This is a genomic window from Paenibacillus sp. 1182, from assembly GCF_017833915.1.
Classification (GTDB): domain Bacteria; phylum Bacillota; class Bacilli; order Paenibacillales; family Paenibacillaceae; genus Paenibacillus; species Paenibacillus polymyxa_D.
Genome location: NZ_JAFICR010000006.1, coordinates 220857 through 239869, shown reverse-complemented (window position 1 = coordinate 239869; position 19013 = coordinate 220857). Strand labels below are relative to the sequence as shown.

Here is a 19013-nt window from a genome sequence, read left to right as displayed (position 1 = left end):
GTAGAGCTTGACCGACCGAATATAAAATACGCCGTCGTTATGCCCCTCGTGAATCTTATCTATCGTTTTATTCTGAATGCGGACATTTGTGCCTCGATTGCATGAAACGACGGTTAATCACAGCAGAAACCGACATCCGCCCTCAAATAAAGGACGCGATGTCGGCTTTAAACTTAACGGCCAAACTCCTTATTGATTATTTTATTGTGAGCAGGCTCCACTTCCGGAGCTACCGAGTTGATGCACGTTACCAAAATATGCTGCCCGCCTAGAGATCCGAAGGCTCTCGATTCAAATCCGAAAGTACCGCCAGCATGCCCCCAGTATGATTGCCCGTCAGCTGTTTTTATTTCATAAATCCCTAGTCCAACTTTACCTATAGGTGAATCTACTGTCGTGAGCATCTGGTCCATTATCTCTTGATTTAGAAGCTTTCCGCCCAACAGCGCACTGAAGAAGGTGGTCAAATCTTTGGTTGTTGAGACTATATCTCCGGCTGCATTTGCCCATGATTGATTCATCTCTGTTAAATCATACAAATGACCCGATCTGTCCATATTATATCCTGTGGCATGCTTACCTGGAATATCGTGACTATTTTCCATTACAAATGTCCCTGTCATCCCGAGCGGTTCGATCAACCGTTTCCTGATCTGCTCCGCATACGTCTCTCCTGTTACCTTCTGAATAATTTGACCGGCTAGTATAGTATTCATGTTCGAATAGTTCCAGCCCTTCCCTGGCGCATATACAGGCGGCTTAGCTAGTCCCATGCTGATAAGCTCGTCGGACGAATAGTAACGGAATGGATTTTGAGGCAAGGTAATATCTCGAAAATCAAGATCAGTATAGCTCGCAAGCCCGCTTGTATGGTTCAATAACTGACGAATCGTAATTTTGTTGCCGTCATACCCATTACCCTTTATGACCCCCGGCAGCCATTTTTCGACCGAATCATCCAGGTTCAATTTTTTCTCCTGAGCCAACTGCAATACAACGGTAGCAGTGAATGTCTTCGTGATGCTTCCAATACGGAATGAAAAATCCGGCTCCACCGGGCGTGGTACTTCGAAACTGGCTGTACCCGTAGCGTAGGACCAGCGTTCCCCATCCTGTAGCCCGCCTGCCACGACACTTGGAACTCTTTTGTTGGTAACTACTTGATCCATGACGCGTTTGACTTCTTCCCGATGCTTTCTTTTCTTTTCTTTCTCGTTGAGTTCTTTTTTGGGTTCTTTTGCGAATTCCGACGATAAAATATTGTCGGTATTGGCAGCTTTATTGATAGCTTGATAAGTTGCCGTCTGACCCTCTGCGTGGACAGTTCCATAGGCCACTGTACCCGCCAATATAGCTATTAAAGTAAGTGCAACTCCTTTTCGAATGGTGAATGATTTCATAACGCATCGCTCCTATTATTTTGAATGTTGTTCTGCTTTACCCCCTCACCTTACCTCTGATATTGTTAAATCGAACAGTGATAAAACCGTCTAGCTTTTGATGACATCGTACTTGGACTTGTCACATATACCGCATGACAAACTATCAACTGTCTTATATGACGTGCTTGCTAAGCTACGTTCTAACCGCCGTTACCCCACCCTCTTTCGCTTGACGGATCGGGAAGTTATATTGCATGATAGGTCTGAATCATTCGGAATTTGATTTGCAAAAAAATATAAGAAGGTGTGCGTAATTCGTGTTCTCGATAATGAAAAAAAGGGTCTGGTATGATTGGATACTTGTGGCCATACGAACGCTTTGGCTGGTCATTATCGCAAGCGCTGGTTTTGTCGATCCGTCATTAACCGTTGTGTCGCTTTGGGTTGTACTTTCTCTCGCTTTCGTCGTTTATCTCGTTCCATTAATCATCCTCTATAGGAAAGAAGACTGGTATCTCACAATCGAAGTCACGATAACGGGCTTTTTTTATCTTTATTTAGCTTACGCAGCCCCGGGATTGCTTTGGTCTTTTGTTTTACTCGTGATTACTATCGGCTTGACGAGCAGTCGAAGAAACTATGTGTGGACAGGTATCCTTAGCGGAATCGTATTCCCGGTATTGAACGGTTGGATTGCTGATCGTCTCCCGTATGAGTTTATCGTTAGCTGCAGCCTTGGTTTTGCCATCGGCTTCGCGTTTAATATTTTAATTCAGTCCCATAAGCAAGCCCGAATTATTCAAGAGCAAAAGCTGTTGCTGGAGCAGCATATTAAGCGGATTGAGGAACTTACGTTGATGGAGGAGCGCAGCCGGCTGTCACATGAGCTGAATGACACGATTGGCCATACGCTTACCTCGCTCATCGTCGGCGTCGAATCACTGCGATCGTCCGTACCAGATGCGCAAATAGAGAGGATCAATTCGCTTGTCGGAATCGCCCAACACAGTCTGGTTGATATCCGAAAGCATCTGCATCAGCTCTCTCATACTCCGTTGAACCATTCGTTAAGTGAATCGCTGCGGCAATTAACTGAAAATTTTATGAAGTCAACAGGTATAACGGTCAAATTCCGTGTGATCGGCAGTGAGACTCTTGTTATGCAAAAAATAAACAATTGTTTATATCGTTGCCTTCAAGAGTCTCTAACCAACGTAGTTCGGCACGGCAAGGCGAGCATGATATCCGTTCAGTTACATTTCAATAGTCAGCAGCTTCGATTACAGATCGAAGATAACGGCATCGGAATGGAAGAAATCCAATTTGGATCTGGGCTCAATGGAATGAAGGAACGACTTGAACTATTTCACGGCACGGTGTCCGTGCATTCCGAGTCAGGACAAGGAACTTTCGTCATATGTGATATTCCGTTGCAGACAGAGCCTGTACATGATGCAATCCGCCTGCTGATCGTTGATGACCAGGTGATCATTACCGACAGCTTGAAGCAAATTTTGGATCAGCATGCTGATTTTAACGTCGTTGGTACAGCCAGGGACGGGCGCGAAGCATTAGAACATTGTGATCGCTCCCAACCAGATATCGTGCTAATGGATATTCGTATGCAAGGAATGGGCGGGATTGAAGCTTTAGTTGAGATGAAACAACGATGGCCTGATATGAAGGTTGTATTCATGACAACGTTTAAGGATTCCTCGCAGGCAGCAACTGCATTGGAGCGCGGGGCAGAAGGCTACATGCTGAAGTCGATTCATCCGCGGGAGATGAAGGAAGCCTTGAAACTTATTTATAATGGAGGAACCTGGATTGACCAATCGGTCGCTACGCGAGTCTTCGAAGAGATGAAGCGTCAACGTGAGCAGTTGGAGAAAATCGGTTCAAGTCAGGGAAACTACCCGTACGGGCTTACGAAACGCGAGATGGAGATTCTGGAGCAACTGTCGAGCGGTCTGCGCTACAAATCGATTGCCGCCAAGCTATTTTTATCGGAGGGAACGATCCGCAATTACTGCTCGATTCTCTACTCGAAACTCGGCGTCAACAACCGTGAAGAAGCATTAGAAATGGCGCGAATGAAGAATATCGTGTAGCTGGAGAACTTCCCGATGGTACTCACGATATAGGGGTCACGTGCTGTTCTTTCACAAAATGGGCCAGGTTCAACCAGTAGTGGTCGGTTGTTTCCATGCCAACGATGACGTCCTGGAACCCTTGCTCCGTAGCAATCTTTCTGAACCAGCTAACGAACAATTCAAAGCCTTCACGGTCGTTCTCAAACGTAATAGCCTTCCCGAACTCGACTCCGCGGTAGTCTTGTGCCCGGGCGACATGTTTGAATTTAGCGATGTCTACACCGATAATTAAGGTAGAAGAAGTGATTTGATTTAATATGTTCATTTTGAGTAGAATTCATCTTGTAGTCTCCTTGGTTTGTTTTTGGATCCAGTCGCTGGCCAGCATCGTGGACCCATTTACATCATACCAAGGAGTCTTTTTCATTCTGAAACCTCTTATTTCAACTTACCTCATATAAAAACTAAACCTACTTCATTATCAATATAGGGGACAAACTTGATAAATAGTGATTACTTTCTCCGTTGCGACGGCATTTTAAATTGACTGATTATTTATGTATTTGAAAGGCCTGATTTGCAGCGTCCCAATACGATCCACAGCCGGAAAACCTTCGGTCACTGGGAGCTGGATACGGTCGTTTCCAGCCGAGGATAGAGTAAGCTTGCGTCGACACATCGTGGTGGCAAAAACACGTTTTTACCAAGTGATTATATGACGATCGCACGGCATTATCGATGAAAGCGCGACCGTGGGCGAGGGAAAGAATTCGCCTGTCACTGAGAGTTGGAACGACTGTACGGCGTGGGCGTCTATTTCGCCGACCCGTACTCATCCTGGCAACGAGACTCCAACGAGAATGCCAAGTCTTGAGCGTGAATTTATCTCAAAGGGGCATAACTTCGCTCTGGTGACAGATGCTGATCTGGAGCAGGCTCTCGCCCTGATTAACAACCGGCCCCGAAAAACTTAAGATGGAATTCCTCTCACGAATCGTTACAGGAGGAACTGTTGTACTTGTCTTGACAATCCGTCTATTAAAAAAGGTGAAAGAAAACCATCATTTCACTGGTATTCTTTCACCTTTTACGGTTTAAGGCTTTTTCAGTAGCTTATATAATGACTCTACTTATTCAAACTGTAAATTTCCATCAGTTATTATAAATCCAAATGTTTTATTTAAGGCTTGTAACTCACTCCCATGAACTTCCGTTATTTTGATTATCTTATTGTTATCATCTCTAATCACTTTGAAATCGGATTTCCTTTAGCATCATAGTAAAAGTTATTTGATCTACCTTCATTTTTTATATCCTTATCAACAAACAATCTGACTTGCTTGTCATTGAAGAGAAATCTGTCCTCTTTCTTATCATAAGTTAGACCATAGGCAATGTAATCCTTTAAAGAATCGTAATTAAAATCGGCACCTTCACCAGCTTCTTGTACTGAGGTAGATGAACTGAGGCTTGTATCGTGATGATTTTCGATGGCTTGGATTTCAGGTGTACTCGGCGGAATGGGGAGCGCGATGAAGTCCAGCGGCAAGCCGATGAGCAAGACCAGGTATCCATACTCGGTTCAACTAACCCGATCAGGTCCATGAGCGTTCTCCCTCTTGTGCTGCAAAGTCCCGCCAGCCGAGACAAGCTTGTTTTGCGGCAAAATCAAATAAAAAAGTGCAAGAACCGCCAGTAAAGCAGCGCTGATGCTAATGGCAGCGGCATTCGTATACTGGCTGGCTATCCCTCCCCCGATGACCGGGCCAATCATAATACCGAGCCCTTCAATCCCGGAGAGTACTCCCCACCCGGTCCCCTTCTGATCCTCCGGAACAAGGTACGACAGCACCGCATTCCAGGCCGGAAGCACGGCTGAGTAAGACAATCCCAGCATAAAGGCAAACAGCATCGTTAATGCAGGCGGCGGCATGGATACGACTAACAGAGCCAATACGACCGTAAGCGATACGAAACCGACGAACAGCATTTGCTTGTGCCCCCATCGATCGGCCAGCTTTCCCATCGGGACAAGAAACAGCATCGCGCCGGCCCCGCCTAATATGAGCATTAGCGAATATTGCGGCTGGCTCAGACCGAGTTGGTCAGCGGCAAAACCGGGCAGTATCGGCAGCAGCAGTCCCGCGGCGGTCATCTGCAGGACCATGCCTGGCAGCAGCCATTTCAGCTGAACGAGCCTTCTTCGCAGTCCTGCCGCTTGTTCGGCAAAGCTGACATTCTGGAGATGCAAGGGGGTTGTTCTGTTAATCCCGAACGATGCGATGCAGCCGACGGCGAGCAGCGCAACCATCAGCCGGAAGGCAGGTTCGAAGCCATAATCGAAGGTGAGATTGATTGTGACCGGCCCCAGACCGATGCAGGCCAACCACACGGTGTATATCGCTCCCATCTGGGCCGCCCGCTCCGTAAGTCGGACTTTCTCCAGACAAATGAGCCATATAGGCGACGCCCCCATCCCAAGCATCACGGAACCGGCAACAAGCCCCCAGGCATACGGACTAAAGAACACGGCGGCTAGTCCGGACAGCATCAGGACGAAAGTGGCGGGCAGCAGCCAGCGCAGCGAAAACCTGTCCAGCAAATATCCAGCCACACATTTAATCAGCGTATCGGCTGTATAATGAAGCGAGACGGCAAGACCGACCAAAGCAACGGTTTGCCCCGACTCGTTGACGGCAAAGTTCGGCAGGAACGAGAACAAGAAAGCGCTTCGGACAAACTCTGTGCAAAAAAGCACCGTGAACAGCGTCAGAGTAGAAAGCTTGAACGCGCTCCTCCCGCTCATCATATTCCACTCCTTCTTAAGGGACTTGCCTCAGGAAACAAATGCCTGACAATATGGTCCGCAGCCGCTTTCTGCCTTGCTGCGAGCAGCCCGTTCATCATCGACTGCTTGATCTGCTCAGAGGAGATCATCGCTTGTATCTGCAACACCAGATCATGAATCGTAAAGGCCACGACTGCCGCTCCTTTGCGCTGCAAATACAGGGCATTTTCCTTCTCCTGCCCCAGAAACGGATTTAGGATGAAAATTGGAACCCCGGCCTGAATCGTCTCGGATAGTGTAACGCCTCCCGCTTTCGTGACTACGCAGCAGGCGCTGCTCATCAGAACATGCAATTGATCGGTGAAGCCGAATACATCCACTCTTGCATCATCCGCCCAGCTCTCCGCAAGCTTCCGTCTCCATCCTTCCTGCCGGCCGCAAATCACTTGAATGCGGACGCCTGACAAGAGCAGCAGCTTCCCGATGAGCCTCGATAGCGAATGCAATGTGCCGCAGACGTTAGCCATAAGCAGAATCACATGCTCATCTGCTTCTTTAACGGAGCCGGGACCACTCATTGCCGCATCATGAAATGACTCTCTGACCGGAATTCCGGTCACGGTAATACGACTCTCGGGGACGCCCTGCCTGACCATGGCCTCTTTCACGTCGCTGGCAGGGACAAAATAATGATCCGGCTTGGCGAACAGCCATCTTCGGTGAACGTCAAAGTCCGTTATGACAACAGCAGTCCGGGGACGGATCGCAGATAATGCCACGCTGCTTGGCAAGCTGCCGAACGGGAATGTATAAATGATGACTTCCGGCTGGTACTGGAGGATGATTTTCTTGAGCCTGTCGCCGCCAAGACTGTTCATCCAGGCTGCGATCTTTCCCTTCATGGGAAGCTGGTTGGTCAGATGGTAGGTCCATCCGTAATAGGGAATGCCCAGGCTGGCTGCATACAGGCTTTGCCGGTACAGATAGCGGATTATTTTGTTCAGCACAGGATAGGCTTCCCGGAACAAGTCGACAACCGCCACCTGGCAATAACCATTGCGGATCAAGCTTTGCTGCAACACCTTGGACACCTGATGATGACCTTCTCCGTAATCGGCCGTTAAAATTAAAATTTGCGGTTCCTGTCCCACTATTGTCACCTCATTTCCTTTGTCAAGCCATTTCATCCAGACGAACGAATTGCAAGTTGCGTCCCTGTAATTGATGCAGTACTTCCTCCAGAGCCCGAAGCATAAAATATGGCGCGTGACGGTCCGCTCCCGGCGAATCTCCGCTGTCATGCAGCAAAATAACAGATCCGTCCGTAATTCCGTTCAGCAGCGTTGCCTTCAGTTTCTTGCGGCAGCTTCTGCTGCGCCAGTCCCCCGCCTTCAAGGACCAGAGTACAATGCGGTACGATTTGGGATGAAAGAAATCGAAAGCGTTCATGAGCCCCCACGGCGGACGATAGTGATCCGGCCTTTTTCCAATTATGGATTCAATAATATCTGCGGTCCGTTTCATATGATCACGCCGCACCGTCCAGGGAAGCATCAGCCAATTGGAGATGTGATTGTAATTGTGGATTCCAATCTGATGACCTTCACGATCCATTCTTCTGATCAGATCCGGGTGCAGCTCCGCCTGCGAGCCAAGCACGAAGAATGTGGCCTTCACTTGATAATCCTGCAATAAATCCAATAATTCCGGTGTATACCTCGGATGCGGCCCATCGTCGAACGTGAACGCTACCTGGTTCTTGGTCGTTCCCTTACGAAAGGCTCCAAATTTGATCATTCTTGGCAGAAAACTAGGAATTATCATATACAGACTGATGAAGCCTATGAGCCCAATCAACAAATATTTAACAAGCAACGTCTTTATCCTCCTTAGTGAAAATTAAGCTTAAGCATACTGCTGCAAGGAGCAAACCCATTTTTCTTCCTGTGTATCGCTCTGCATGCTCAGAATTTGCATGACCGCATGTCTGGCGGAATCCTGCTGTCTGCACAGCCCTGCCTTCTCCCTCATTTCTTCCAATAGGGAAGGCTGTTGAACCAGCCGCTGAAGCTGATCCTGCAAATTGTCAATCTGACATAGATACGCTACTCCCGCTTGAATCAAATAACCCGCATTATCCTTTTCCTGCCCCAGCCGTGGCTCCAGCAGCAGCATGGGAAGCTGGAGCGCCAGCGCTTCGGAGGTCGTCAGTCCGCCCGGCTTGGTAATCAATACGTCTGCGGACGCCATCCATTCATGGATTCCCTCCAGGAAGCCTGTCAGTATGACGTTATCCCTGTCTCCCAACGCTTCACGCAGGCGGTACAGCAGCTTCACATTGCGTCCGCATACGATGACAAATTGCACGTTAGGGGGAAAAGAGTCAGATTGCATTTGCTCGATGAAGGATTTATCGATAATCCCGCAGCCGCCACCCATCACCAGCACGACAAAGGCGTCAAGAGCCAAGGCCAGCTTCTCGCGCAGCCGGTCTTTATTGTCATGCTGACTGTAGGATGGGCGAACAGGGATGCCCGTTACAGCGATTTTGTGGTCAGCAACGCCTTTTCTCTGCAGAGCTGCACGCACGCCTTCGGAGCCAACCAGATACAGATCCGTAGACGGATGTATCCAATAGCTGTGATCGGAATGGTCGGTAATGACCGTTGCCGCAGGCAGATCCGTCATCCCTTTTTCCTTAAGCAAGGAAATGGCGGCTGATGCCAACGGGAACGTGCTGACAATCAACGTCGGCTGTTCCTCATTCAGAAGTTTGAGCAGCCGCTGCAGGCTGGTCGTGAGAAAATGCTTCAGGAAGAAAGTAAGTGTACTGTCCGTCCGGGTCTTCTGATACATATATCCGTATGAGGAAGGAAAATGCTTCACCCATTGCAGGAAGCAATACCGTTCAACCACATGCATGCGGGGATGGATCCATTGCATGAAGTCGATCACCTCTACTCCCTGTTTGTACAGCACCGATGCCTCTAAAATCGCCTTGGCCGCCTGCATATGTCCATCCCCGAGCGCGCCGGACAGAATCAGCAGCTTTTCCCGTTTCATGCTATTCATCAACAATCGCCTCCCTCGTGAAATTTAACTATGCATGAACAAAACAACCAGCACCGCCGTTAGGAATCCGACCATCCCACCAGCCACACAATCGATCGGATAGTGATAGCCCCAATAAACCCGGGATATGGCCACCAACAAGGCCAGACCAATCAAGACAAGCATAATTGCCGGTGATGAGGCCAACATAAAAGGTGTAACCAGGGCGAAAATAGCGGTAGTATGGCCGGATGGGAAGGAATAATCCTTCAACGGGAATTTGCCTACCTTCACCTGCTCCAGCTTGCGGAAAGGCCGGTCTCTGCGCACCTTTCTCTTGATCAGGACAGCAATGATATGGCTAACGGCCAGTGCGATCAAGCTTTGCAGCCCGATTCTGCTGAACTCCCCCTCGGCGAACCATGCCAAGGACACGGCGCAAATGATGGTAAACAAAGCTCCGCCCAAATGGGTAATCCATCCGAGCAATCGGTCCATTGCCCTACTGCTCAGCCGCTGGTTGCACCAGAAGAACATCGTTTGATCAATTCGCCTTATCCACTGCATCCTGTTTTCCGCCTCCATTCCCTGTTTTTTCGGTCGGTTGATGTTCATCCCTTATCTTCCTCCGCTCGCACAGCTTCCGTATCAAGAACCATATTGCCGCAATCGCAACACCAATGCCCACCAGCGTAATCGTGAGAACTTGGTTCACCATATTCTCTGCCGCACGGCCATATATATAGAAGAGAAAACCGACTACATAAAACTTCACCGCCCGGCCAATGGCCGCATAGCTGAGCAGCTTCCACAATGGATAATTCATGCATCCAGATAAAATCGTAAATATTTTAAATGGGATCGGAGTGAACGATCCGATCAGGATTGCAGCCTCGCCGCGGCGGGCAAATAAGTCGCTTGCCGAATCCAGCCATTTTTTCTTCATTACACCACCCATAACATGCTTTCCCGACACCTTGCCGATCCCATAACCGATCGGTGTCCCAAGCAGACTTCCTGCAAAGCCAACCGTAGCGAGCCATAAAGCCGACTCCGGTTGCACCGCGCTTAAAGAAAGCTGCAGGAAGAACGCCGGGATGGGGAAAATAATCGCATCGAGCATAGCGTGAATGAAAAGTCCCGTCGCTCCAAAGTTCTGTAAAAATTCCATAATTTTATCCATGAATGCCTATCCCGCCTTTGTTACAGAGCATGATGAAAAATAGGTTGCCTCCGGGCGGTATGGGTTTCCAATCGCTGTGTTTCCAACTCCATACCGCCCTCCAGGAACTTACTCACCACGCTCTTAGTTTCTTTTTTTTAATTAATTGGAGCTTGATTTGGGTAGACATAACTCCTTTGAAACGGACCGTCACTTCACCGTCATAAATCGGTTCCTCAGCGAGCTGCGGGAGTGAATCAGCATCATCGGTATCAATTTTTCGGTCTTGCGGCCAATCCGCTTCTTGCCTTCAGGGTGCATGACGGATAACAATAATCGGAGATAAGCCGTTGTAATGCGTTGGAACAGATCGGATTTCATCGGTTGTTGTTCGAAACCAAGACCATGTATCAAACCACGATGAAGCAGCGTAACGCCGACTAACGCCTTCACCTCTCTGAACTCCGGCTGACTTGCGAATGCCTCGCTGATCTGCTGCATGGATTTCCGTGTAAGCCGGGCCGTCATGAGCGCTGCGCGGTCTGAGTCTTCGGATTTGATCAGCGTCAGAATCGTTTCATTATTGAGATGGAGTTCCCCGACCAGATCGCCTTTATTGATGATCGTGGAGTCCGCACAGACGATACTCTCCCCTCGGTGTTTCTTAATCATGACTTTGCAAATTCCAAAGTGCGATGTATGCGAGCCGCGAAAGCGTGAAATCCAATCGAACCCTCTTTCCCACACCATCCAGGCCGCCTGCATTGAAGATTTGCGTAAACGAAGCAACATTGATCCAATCATCCCTCATTCTTATTTTAATCGACAAATTTTATTGAAATTGTCCAACTGAAATAATATTCCTATGTGAATTCCTTATTTTTGTTACTTTTATGATAGAGGATTTAACCAAAAAAGCATCCGGGCTGAGGTACTGGATGGTGGCCCGTCTTGAGGGGGGCCTTCACTCAATTTGATGCACATCGCTGATCGCTCAAGTTTAATCTGATATATAAGTGCGACCAAAAATAATTTCGTTACATGCTAGTTGAGATTCATTTGCACTCCTAACAATCCAATCAGGTAATACTGATAAGATGGCTTCTCCTTCTGAAAAGTCCGGATGACCCGAATCACATCGGTACGATGCTGATCGGAAACCTTCAATTAAAGCAGTGTGCAGCGCGTGCCGGGAAAATGACGGAAAGTCCCCTCATAGACATCTTCTTCAACAAACCCTGCAACCTAAGGATTCGTCGCCCTCTTACGGCCGAAGCTAAACAATTCATTCAGTTCTGCGTACCACCTGTAAGAAATGTACAGCTGAATAAGAACGTGAGTTCAAATCCCTGAAGTAGCGAATCGTTAAAGAGCAGCGTTAGGAATCCGTCTCCAATATAGCTATTATAGTAAGTGCAACTCCTTTTCGAATGGTGAATGATTTCATAACGCAATCGCTCCTATTATTTTAGAATCTTGTTCTGCTTTACCCCCTCATCTTACCTCCGATACTGTTAAATCGAACAGTGATAAAACCGCCAAGCTTTTGATGACATTGACTTGGACCTGTCACATATACCGCATGACAAACTGTCAACTGTCTTATATGACGTGCTTGCTAAACTACGTTCTAACCGCAGTTACCCCACCCTCTGTCGCTTGACGGATCGGGAAGTTATATTGCATGATAGTCTGAATCATTCGGAAATTGAGATGAAGGAAGCCTTGAAACTTATTTATAATGGAGGAATCTGGATCGACCAATCGGTCGCTACGCGAGTTTTCGAAGAGATGAAGCGTCAACGTGAGCAGCTCTTCTTGGGAAATTTTTACTTGGCTATCGCGGAAATCAATGAACATCTCTTCTTCGAGCACGATAAACACCTGGTTGGTATCTTGATGAGGAGACCAATGTATTGATCTTAGATAATTTCTCATTCAGACTATTACTTTATTTTTCAGTCTAGAACTTTAGACACCTACAATAAAGACCGCAAAGGCTTAAGCCCTTACGGTCTAATTTACTTCTGGCATCCTGAGTCCATTTTCACTTTTCTTGTTTCGTTTCGTCCCCGTCCATAGTCGTTGGTGACAAAATCCAGTATTCGGTTGACAGCACCAAAAATGGCCAGGCGGACATTACAGATACCAAGAATGAAGCATCTAACGATTATGTAGATATGCCACAATGGTACATGGAGGAACTGGCCGTCCATGTTAAAAGCATGCGGAAATTAAGGTTTGAGACAAAGGCAAATGGGACATGGAAAGGCGGGGATCGTAACTTTGTTTTTCATTCAGGTACAGGGAAACCCTATTACCATACAACGCCGTCCCAGCAGTGGAAAAACTGGTGTGAGCGGCACAGCTTCCGTAATGTATCACTTCATGATCTCCGCCATACAAATGCAACGTATTGCTGGGCCAGGGAGCATCTATCAAGGAGATTCAACATCGATTACGACATTCCACATCTCAGGTGTCTTCAGATACCTATGCTCACATCACCAAGAAGCTTAGTCGTAAAACAACAGCACACCTCGATGTCTTCGATCCAAAAGTTCGTCCCCAATCCGTCCCCAGGAGCGAAAAAGGCGCTCGCTCCCTGTGATCCTGTGATATGGAAGCCAGGATTTCAATCACTAAAAAATAAAAAATCCCTTGATAATCAAGGGATTCAAAAGAAAAACAATAGTGCCGAGGACCGGGATCGAACCGGTACGGTAGTCACCTACCGCAGGATTTTAAGTCCTGTGCGTCTGCCAATTCCGCCACCCCGGCATAATCTTAGGAACGCTATTTTACACTTACTTGTTCTTGTCTTACAAGTATCTGAGAAGCTTACTTATTAAGAAGTGTTCTCGCTATGTAAATGTCGTTCAACCGGGCACCAACATATAATACGATAATTTCATCGGATTGTAAAGTTTTTTTTAAAAAAAATAATAAAATTTCTTTTTGTATAACTTATGCACATTTGAATTACACTAATAAACGTCTTTCCAAACTACCAGAAGGGGTGTTACGAATGCGTGAAGGTATGATTCCAGCTGTTCTTGGAACGGTAGTATCGGCTTCAGGCGCTGTGTTGCTGAGCAGTAAGTACAAACTTGCAGCTACAGGCATTCTCGGTTTCGGACTGGCTCATGTTGTTCTGGGAGCGATTGATCTGATTGAGCATCGCTAGTTGTTTGGGAAGTGCCGGGCGGGATTACTCCCCCCCGGTTTTATTTTTATCAACGTTTAGTCTGGAGTACAAACGTTTATGTAAAGTATAGAAGCTGATGTACCTAATAAAAGGAGCTGTGATGTGCTATGAGAGATAATAACTCTGAAAAGAATCGTACTGACGATCAAATTGAACATAAACAATCCCTGGACAAGCGCGAGCCAGGATTTAATCGCATTCCTGACACTGATGCAGATACACCTGCTGCTACCGATATGATTGATGAAGCCATAGGTCGCGGGATAGACAAGTTACGTAACGATTTCACAAAATAAAGCGTGGGTAATAGGACATAGGTTTAAAGTAGCCCTTAATGCATTTGTTTTGATATGTACAGCGATTTCGTAAAATCACTTAAAGATCAGCATGATCCAGCCAATGATCGAGATCCACAGCACGATGCTGATTAAGAGTCCACACATGATACCAAAAGAGAAATTACCTTCATTCTTTGGCATGGTACTGCCAAATTTCAATCTAAGCTTCATTTGATTCCAGTTCATAGAACCCCCTCCTTAAGTTCTATTTCGGAATATGAAGCTTGTTTTTGTAGACCTATAGTCATGTTTTTAAAAATAAAAAAAGGGTTTTTCGTCCTATCATCCTGATCGCGGAAACAGGATTACAGCTATACCGACCAAACAAATCAATCCACCAATGAAATCGTACAAGTCGGGTGTCTTTTTATCAATCCACCAGCCCCATGCAATGGAAAGAACAATAAAGACACCACCATATGCTGCATATACACGCCCAAAGGAGGAAAATACCTGAAAGGTAGCAATAATTCCATACACAGCTAAAATTAATCCGCCGCAAAGTCCGACATACCATGTCTTCCCTTCCCGCAGCCACTGCCAAATCAAATATCCTCCTCCAATTTCAGCGATGCCAGCCAATATAAAAAGTAAAGCTGCCTTTAGCACCATTTCACATCCCTAATTCTTTAAATTTTTTTTGATTTTTTTGGGATATCTCATTAGAGCACTCGACCTAAAATGATAATCAATGCAATCACACCAACCAGAATCAGCAGGTTGCTGACCTGACGCCATAAGCTAGGCACTCCCTCGGAGTGAAGCTTCCGCTGATTGGCATCAAAGTTCGCTTTTGCTCCTTCAGCATCTGCTGATCTAGAGAAGGGTCTGTTTTCTTCATTCATAAGAGTACCTCCTTTTCAATCCACTTTAATCATACCAAACTTTTCCGTCGATTTCGCGTTGCTTTTATGTATATACTTACCACATATTTCTGATTGCATCTTCATATATGTGAAGTGTACCCCCTTATGTCAATATTTCGCTGAATATAAAGTCTGATGTCGAATCAAGGTAGAGTGGGTATTTAGACGTCTTTCATTGCAGGACGGTAGTTATGGTATAATTTAGTCAACTTGTTCAAGATCGTAACCAGTATTCAATTGTTTACTCAACTTGCAATTAAATTCACATCCAAGAATCCACATTCCGTTTACAACCTGCATATTCTGTTTGTAAACCCAGGAGGAGGATACCGATGTCCCCAATCTTTATAGCAAGTTTAATGATAATGGGTATATTTTTATTTCAGGCAGCCATCGTTTTCGGCATCATACATTGGATTTCGAAACGCACTCAACGTCCAGCACAAACCAAAATGTATCTCACTATGAGTTTGCTCGTTGTAATTTTAGGCTTCCTTGTATGGGACAACTGGATACACTCACAGGAATTCAATGGATGGGCCATGATTAGTCTGCTGATGATTATTATTAGTGCCTATATACAGCTTAGAAAGCAAAAAGAAAAATACTAATCCATTACCATGCATCAAAGGAGGAGCGCCATGAAATCTCACTCAACACGCTTTTGGTTACAGAGGGTGCTACTGCTAATGCTTGTTTTACTCTTCAGCGGCTCTCAGCAATCGTTCATTGTTGCCGATGCCGCCCCGCCAATTAATGTTCAGGCCTCTGCCAAAGCCAAGCAATTACTTGCCTACCTATCTAATGTACCGGATGGTATGCTAATTTCCGGGCAGCATGATTACTTAGAGGCACCGGATGAACAAAATAACAAGCTACAACAAATCAGCGGACAATACGCAGGGCTTCACGGCTATGAGTTTGGAGGATTAGCCAATCAGTCTCTTACGGCCCTACGAGAACAACGTCAGCATGTTGTGAATAGTGCTATCCAGTGGAGTCGGGGCGGCGGAATTGTAGCTGTTACCTTCCATCAGGCGCTACCGGGCAAACCCAAAACGTGGAATAACGTACAAGCAAAAATTACTCAAGCTGAATTTAATCGTTACATCACGCCAGGTACCCCGCAATATAAACAACTGATCGCCGATCTGGATGAGGTGGCTCTGTCCCTTAAAACCTTACGAGACGCGGATGTACCTGTTTTATGGAGGCCCTATCATGAAATGAACGGCAACTGGTTTTGGTGGGGAAACAAGCAAAATTACGCTAAGTTGTGGAATTTAATGTATGATCGATTTACTCATGTCCATCATCTGGATAACCTGTTGTGGGTGTGGAGTCCCAATGCCCCAAACGCATATAGCACTCCTTATGATCTTTCCTTCCCAGGTATTAACCGGGTAGATATTCTTGCAGCTGATATCTATAACAATGATTACAAATCCTCTTACTACACCGAATTACTAAAGCTTGCGCAAGGCAAGCCTATGGGAATCGGAGAAAGTAATATTCTGCCGAGTGCGAAGGTGCTGCAGAACCAGCCAGCCTGGGCCTATGCCATGACATGGGGTAAGGAACTGTCGGCAACCAATTCACAAGCAGCAATCAGACATTTTATGAACCAAAATAATATCATTACACGAGACCTTCTTCATGAATCACTGGACTGAAAGAAAAAAGCTTTCACTTCGCTCTAGAAGCAAAGTGAAAGCTTTTTTATACCAAAATTCAAATAAAGTTCTCTAACTATTCCTGATAACCTCTTCTAGATCAATATCGGCATATGCCTCTTCTCCAAGATGTACGGATACAATGGTGTAGATCCGCTTGGACAGTCTAGACATCAGCCGATCACCCGGTGCTACAGAGTATTCTTCCCGATAATCTCCAATTTTGTGAAAACCGCTGGACATATGGATGTACAAGTTGCCCCTACGTGTTTTACCATGCACCAACATCAAATCTCCTCCTGCTGTGTAACCAACCTAATTTCCCTGTTACATGTATATCGGTCAGAACAAGATAGGATATAAGTCCCTGGTATCCTTCTTTCGTTTCACATGTTAGTGCACGTACACGAAACGGGTCTGCCAGTGATGTGACAGACCCGTTTTTGCAAACCCATTTTCGTGATTTAGGAAGAAACTATTCTTGATAGGATTCTGCTATTGCATTCGCTGCAATGATTGCATTGTACACGTCAGCAGGACTAACCGGGAACGGCATGTTGACCATTGTATCATTCGATGCACAAGCAGCTTCAGCCACTTGGCGCCATTCAGCCTCAACAAATTCCTCTACACCCAAGTCACGAAGTGTCAATGGAAGGCCTACATCCTTAACCAGTTTAATCACGGTTTCCAGTTCTTCTTTCGGTGCATTTTCCAGCACTAGCTGGGTTAACAAACCGAATGTGACTTTCTCACCATGCTGTGCTTTATGAAGCGAAGGAACAGCCGTCATACCATTATGAATGGCGTGTGCTGCTGCCAATCCACCTGATTCTGCACCAACACCGCTCAGATAAATGGTAGCTTCAATCGTATCCTCCACCGCACGAGTATATACTTTACGATCCACAGCACGTTTGGCCTTCACAGCATTTTCCAGCAACGTATCATAACAAAGACGAGCAAGTCCCAGCCCTGTAGTGGAAGGCTTATTCAGAACCAGGTTATCCCCGTTGGCCTGATAGCAAGCACGAGCTTCAAAATAAGTGGCCAGTGCATCACCGATTCCAGCTGCAAAGAAACGTGCAGGCGCTGCTGCCAGAATGCCTGTATCCGCCAGTACAACGTCTGGATTAGTAGGCAGGAACAGATATTCATCAAAAGAGCCATCTTTTTTGTATATAACCGCAAGCGCGGTACAAGGAGCATCTGTAGAAGCAATCGTTGGGAAAATAACAACAGGCAGCTTTTCATAATAAGCCGTTGCCTTAGCGGTATCCAATGTTTTTCCCCCGCCAATGCCTATGATAATGTTCGAACCATGTTTACGCACCAATTCGCGGTTACGATCAATCTCTTCTTTTGTACATTCATATTGGAATTTCTCGAAGACCACTTGGTTACCAGCTGCTTCAATTGAAGCGCCTGCCTCCTTTTGGGCCCTTTCAAGTATGAACTCATCGCAGATAACAAAGGCTTTATCGCCATAATCCTTAATATAGTCATTTAACGACGAGAGCAGATTTTGTCCAGAAATAAATTTCTTGGGTGAAGTGATGGATCTTACAACGTTTGCCATGTAAATTCCTCCTCAGCTTTGACTCATACTCAAATTAATAACCATTTGGGCATGTGACCCCTTAACTATAAACCTCTTTTTACATTATTAAAAGGCTTATTATGGAATATTTTATGAACAAATTGTGTATCTATTATACTTGAACAGTCGAGCTCCATTCAGAATACAGGATACCCATCATGATACGATCATAACTGTTGCCATCACGAAGAACAGCGGAACGAACTCTACCCTCAAGCTGGAACCCCGCCTTCTCATAAGTTCGGATCGCTTGTGTATTGTACTCAATCACATCCAAGCCGACCCGATTTAAATTGAGCTCATAAAACGCATAACGAAGAATGAGACCTACAGCTTCTGCCCCAAAGCCCTTGCAACGGTACTCCGTATTACCTATACCTATTGCCAGTTGTCCGCTGCGATTATTCCACTCAATCCCGTGGATAGCAACAAATCCGATCAAGACATCATCTGCCAATGTTCTTAATCGAAAATAGACCTCGTTAGATCTGGGAGATCCTTCTGACTCCATCTGTTTCAACGTGTAAGGAAGCGCTAAATCCGTATCTACATTTCGCAGATACTTCGCATCCTCACCCCATTTGAACATCACTTCGGCATCTTCTTCCCTGACTGCGGCCAGCTTTATTCGTTCTCCATAAAATAAATTTTCGATCTTAATGACCCTTCAGCTCCTATTATGAAATGTGTGCTATGTTTTCTGTCACAATTGTCATGCTATCCGATGCCGCAATATAAGCTCTCCCTTATGAATTCAATGTTTAAATTTTACAAAATAATCAAACATAACACAACCAAATCATTACAATTGTCATTGTGTGATACACAAAAAGACCTTGCAGCTGCAAGGTC

Annotated in this window: 19 protein-coding genes, 1 tRNA gene and 5 pseudogenes; 7 read left to right on the top strand and 18 right to left on the bottom strand. The window is 46.0% G+C overall.

The genetic code is table 11. The features are described 5' to 3' along the window. Nucleotides 1-173: 173 nt before the first annotated feature. Nucleotides 174-1265, bottom strand: a pseudogene (locus tag JOD82_RS14620) (serine hydrolase domain-containing protein); the annotation flags it as partial. 434 nt (nucleotides 1266-1699) lie between these two features. Here JOD82_RS14620 and JOD82_RS14615 point away from each other — a divergent pair. After that, on the top strand, nucleotides 1700-3493 hold the full coding sequence (locus JOD82_RS14615) for a helix-turn-helix transcriptional regulator (protein WP_209949536.1): 1794 nt from the start codon (nucleotides 1700-1702) through the stop codon (nucleotides 3491-3493). Nucleotides 3494-3530: 37 nt separating this feature from the next. On the opposite strand, the pseudogene JOD82_RS14610 reads toward JOD82_RS14615, so the two are convergent. After that, nucleotides 3531-3816, bottom strand: a pseudogene (locus tag JOD82_RS14610) (IS110 family transposase); the annotation flags it as partial. Between the two features lie 239 nt (nucleotides 3817-4055). On the opposite strand from JOD82_RS14610, the pseudogene JOD82_RS29840 reads away from it, so the two are divergent. Continuing rightward, nucleotides 4056-4502: pseudogene (locus JOD82_RS29840) on the top strand (IS30 family transposase); the annotation flags it as partial. A 219-nt stretch (nucleotides 4503-4721) separates the two neighbouring features. Here JOD82_RS29840 and JOD82_RS29220 read toward each other — a convergent pair. The 9 genes and pseudogenes from JOD82_RS29220 to JOD82_RS14570 all read right to left on the bottom strand — a co-directional run bounded on the left by JOD82_RS29220 (nucleotide 4722) and on the right by JOD82_RS14570 (nucleotide 11268). Beyond that, complete coding sequence (locus tag JOD82_RS29220; RefSeq protein ID WP_029517699.1) at nucleotides 4722-5036, bottom strand: hypothetical protein; 315 nt, start codon at nucleotides 5034-5036, stop codon at nucleotides 4722-4724. Nucleotides 5037-5057: 21 nt separating this feature from the next. Further along, complete coding sequence (locus JOD82_RS29215) at nucleotides 5058-5726, bottom strand: MFS transporter (protein WP_245249053.1); 669 nt, start codon at nucleotides 5724-5726, stop codon at nucleotides 5058-5060. 30 nt (nucleotides 5727-5756) lie between these two features. Beyond that, nucleotides 5757-6281: pseudogene (locus JOD82_RS29210) on the bottom strand (MFS transporter); the annotation flags it as partial. Then, entirely contained in the window at nucleotides 6281-7414 is a 1134-nt protein-coding gene (locus JOD82_RS14595; RefSeq protein WP_209949532.1) for an MGDG synthase family glycosyltransferase, read from the bottom strand. The pseudogene JOD82_RS29210 and the gene JOD82_RS14595, both read right to left, overlap by 1 nt. Nucleotides 7415-7436: 22 nt before the next feature. Further along, nucleotides 7437-8138, bottom strand: a complete 702-nt coding sequence (locus tag JOD82_RS14590) for a polysaccharide deacetylase family protein (protein ID WP_029517702.1) — start codon at nucleotides 8136-8138, stop codon at nucleotides 7437-7439. Between the two features lie 30 nt (nucleotides 8139-8168). Beyond that, nucleotides 8169-9335 carry an MGDG synthase family glycosyltransferase gene (locus tag JOD82_RS14585; protein WP_209949530.1) on the bottom strand — a complete coding sequence of 389 codons (1167 nt, stop codon included), beginning with the start codon at nucleotides 9333-9335 and terminating at the stop codon, nucleotides 8169-8171. 24 nt (nucleotides 9336-9359) lie between these two features. Further along, the gene (locus JOD82_RS14580; protein ID WP_209949528.1) at nucleotides 9360-9881 is read right to left on the bottom strand and encodes a phosphatase PAP2 family protein; all 522 of its coding nucleotides are present in this window, start codon (nucleotides 9879-9881) and stop codon (nucleotides 9360-9362) included. Then, nucleotides 9859-10497 (bottom strand): YqaA family protein, encoded by a 639-nt coding sequence (locus tag JOD82_RS14575; RefSeq protein ID WP_483874245.1) that lies wholly within the window; start codon nucleotides 10495-10497, stop codon nucleotides 9859-9861. Before JOD82_RS14575 ends, JOD82_RS14580 begins: the two co-directional genes overlap by 23 nt. Before the next feature lie 189 nt (nucleotides 10498-10686). After that, on the bottom strand, nucleotides 10687-11268 hold the full coding sequence (locus JOD82_RS14570) for a YkoP family protein (RefSeq protein WP_049816996.1): 582 nt from the start codon (nucleotides 11266-11268) through the stop codon (nucleotides 10687-10689). Between the two features lie 918 nt (nucleotides 11269-12186). Here JOD82_RS14570 and JOD82_RS29770 point away from each other — a divergent pair. After that, nucleotides 12187-12291, top strand: a pseudogene (locus JOD82_RS29770) (response regulator transcription factor); the annotation flags it as partial. Between the two features lie 880 nt (nucleotides 12292-13171). On the opposite strand, the gene JOD82_RS14560 reads toward JOD82_RS29770, so the two are convergent. Beyond that, nucleotides 13172-13257 (bottom strand) — tRNA-Leu (locus JOD82_RS14560). Between the two features lie 247 nt (nucleotides 13258-13504). Here JOD82_RS14560 and JOD82_RS14555 point away from each other — a divergent pair. Then, nucleotides 13505-13663 carry a hypothetical protein gene (locus JOD82_RS14555; protein ID WP_013311032.1) on the top strand — a complete coding sequence of 53 codons (159 nt, stop codon included), beginning with the start codon at nucleotides 13505-13507 and terminating at the stop codon, nucleotides 13661-13663. A gap of 128 nt (nucleotides 13664-13791) precedes the next feature. Further along, nucleotides 13792-13980, top strand: coding sequence for a hypothetical protein (locus JOD82_RS14550; protein ID WP_023989396.1), 189 nt, complete (start codon nucleotides 13792-13794; stop codon nucleotides 13978-13980). 75 nt (nucleotides 13981-14055) lie between these two features. Here JOD82_RS14550 and JOD82_RS14545 read toward each other — a convergent pair whose 3' ends face one another. From JOD82_RS14545 to JOD82_RS14535, 3 genes are all read right to left on the bottom strand, one after another. Continuing rightward, on the bottom strand, nucleotides 14056-14208 hold the full coding sequence (locus tag JOD82_RS14545; RefSeq protein ID WP_165149143.1) for a hypothetical protein: 153 nt from the start codon (nucleotides 14206-14208) through the stop codon (nucleotides 14056-14058). Nucleotides 14209-14304: 96 nt separating this feature from the next. After that, nucleotides 14305-14631: a YnfA family protein gene (locus JOD82_RS14540; protein WP_029517707.1), complete on the bottom strand. Its 327-nt coding sequence runs from the start codon at nucleotides 14629-14631 to the stop codon at nucleotides 14305-14307. Nucleotides 14632-14684: 53 nt separating this feature from the next. After that, the gene (locus tag JOD82_RS14535) at nucleotides 14685-14867 is read right to left on the bottom strand and encodes a hypothetical protein (RefSeq protein WP_029517708.1); all 183 of its coding nucleotides are present in this window, start codon (nucleotides 14865-14867) and stop codon (nucleotides 14685-14687) included. Nucleotides 14868-15220: 353 nt separating this feature from the next. Here JOD82_RS14535 and JOD82_RS14530 point away from each other — a divergent pair, with 353 nt between their 5' ends. Together JOD82_RS14530 and JOD82_RS14525 are read left to right on the top strand one after the other, a co-directional pair. Continuing rightward, complete coding sequence (locus JOD82_RS14530) at nucleotides 15221-15499, top strand: hypothetical protein (protein ID WP_209949526.1); 279 nt, start codon at nucleotides 15221-15223, stop codon at nucleotides 15497-15499. Between the two features lie 30 nt (nucleotides 15500-15529). Further along, a complete protein-coding gene (locus JOD82_RS14525; RefSeq protein WP_209949524.1) occupies nucleotides 15530-16561 on the top strand; it encodes a glycosyl hydrolase in 1032 nt (343 codons plus the stop codon). A gap of 72 nt (nucleotides 16562-16633) precedes the next feature. Here JOD82_RS14525 and JOD82_RS14520 read toward each other — a convergent pair whose 3' ends face one another. The 3 genes from JOD82_RS14520 to JOD82_RS14510 all read right to left on the bottom strand — a co-directional run bounded on the left by JOD82_RS14520 (nucleotide 16634) and on the right by JOD82_RS14510 (nucleotide 18822). Beyond that, nucleotides 16634-16849, bottom strand: coding sequence for a hypothetical protein (locus tag JOD82_RS14520; protein ID WP_013311038.1), 216 nt, complete (start codon nucleotides 16847-16849; stop codon nucleotides 16634-16636). 187 nt (nucleotides 16850-17036) lie between these two features. Next, nucleotides 17037-18140 (bottom strand): glycerol dehydrogenase, encoded by a 1104-nt coding sequence (locus tag JOD82_RS14515; protein ID WP_029517711.1) that lies wholly within the window; start codon nucleotides 18138-18140, stop codon nucleotides 17037-17039. Between the two features lie 133 nt (nucleotides 18141-18273). Continuing rightward, nucleotides 18274-18822, bottom strand: a complete 549-nt coding sequence (locus JOD82_RS14510; protein ID WP_081317512.1) for a GNAT family N-acetyltransferase — start codon at nucleotides 18820-18822, stop codon at nucleotides 18274-18276. Nucleotides 18823-19013 lie beyond the last annotated feature (191 nt).

Excerpts from the sequence above, each read along its gene's own strand:
- JOD82_RS14585 (WP_209949530.1), bottom strand. The coding sequence starts at position 9,335 with ATGAATAGCATGAAACGGGAAAAGCTGCTGATTCTGTCCGGCGCGCTC.
- JOD82_RS14580 (WP_209949528.1), bottom strand. The coding sequence starts at position 9,881 with ATGCAGTGGATAAGGCGAATTGATCAAACGATGTTCTTCTGGTGCAAC.
- JOD82_RS14575 (WP_483874245.1), bottom strand. The coding sequence starts at position 10,497 with ATGGATAAAATTATGGAATTTTTACAGAACTTTGGAGCGACGGGACTT.
- JOD82_RS14570 (WP_049816996.1), bottom strand. The coding sequence starts at position 11,268 with ATGTTGCTTCGTTTACGCAAATCTTCAATGCAGGCGGCCTGGATGGTG.
- JOD82_RS14555 (WP_013311032.1), top strand. The coding sequence starts at position 13,505 with ATGCGTGAAGGTATGATTCCAGCTGTTCTTGGAACGGTAGTATCGGCT.
- JOD82_RS14550 (WP_023989396.1), top strand. The coding sequence starts at position 13,792 with ATGAGAGATAATAACTCTGAAAAGAATCGTACTGACGATCAAATTGAA.
- JOD82_RS14545 (WP_165149143.1), bottom strand. The coding sequence starts at position 14,208 with ATGAACTGGAATCAAATGAAGCTTAGATTGAAATTTGGCAGTACCATG.
- JOD82_RS14535 (WP_029517708.1), bottom strand. The coding sequence starts at position 14,867 with ATGAATGAAGAAAACAGACCCTTCTCTAGATCAGCAGATGCTGAAGGA.
- JOD82_RS14530 (WP_209949526.1), top strand. The coding sequence starts at position 15,221 with ATGTCCCCAATCTTTATAGCAAGTTTAATGATAATGGGTATATTTTTA.
- JOD82_RS14525 (WP_209949524.1), top strand. The coding sequence starts at position 15,530 with ATGAAATCTCACTCAACACGCTTTTGGTTACAGAGGGTGCTACTGCTA.
- JOD82_RS14520 (WP_013311038.1), bottom strand. The coding sequence starts at position 16,849 with ATGTTGGTGCATGGTAAAACACGTAGGGGCAACTTGTACATCCATATG.
- JOD82_RS14515 (WP_029517711.1), bottom strand. The coding sequence starts at position 18,140 with ATGGCAAACGTTGTAAGATCCATCACTTCACCCAAGAAATTTATTTCT.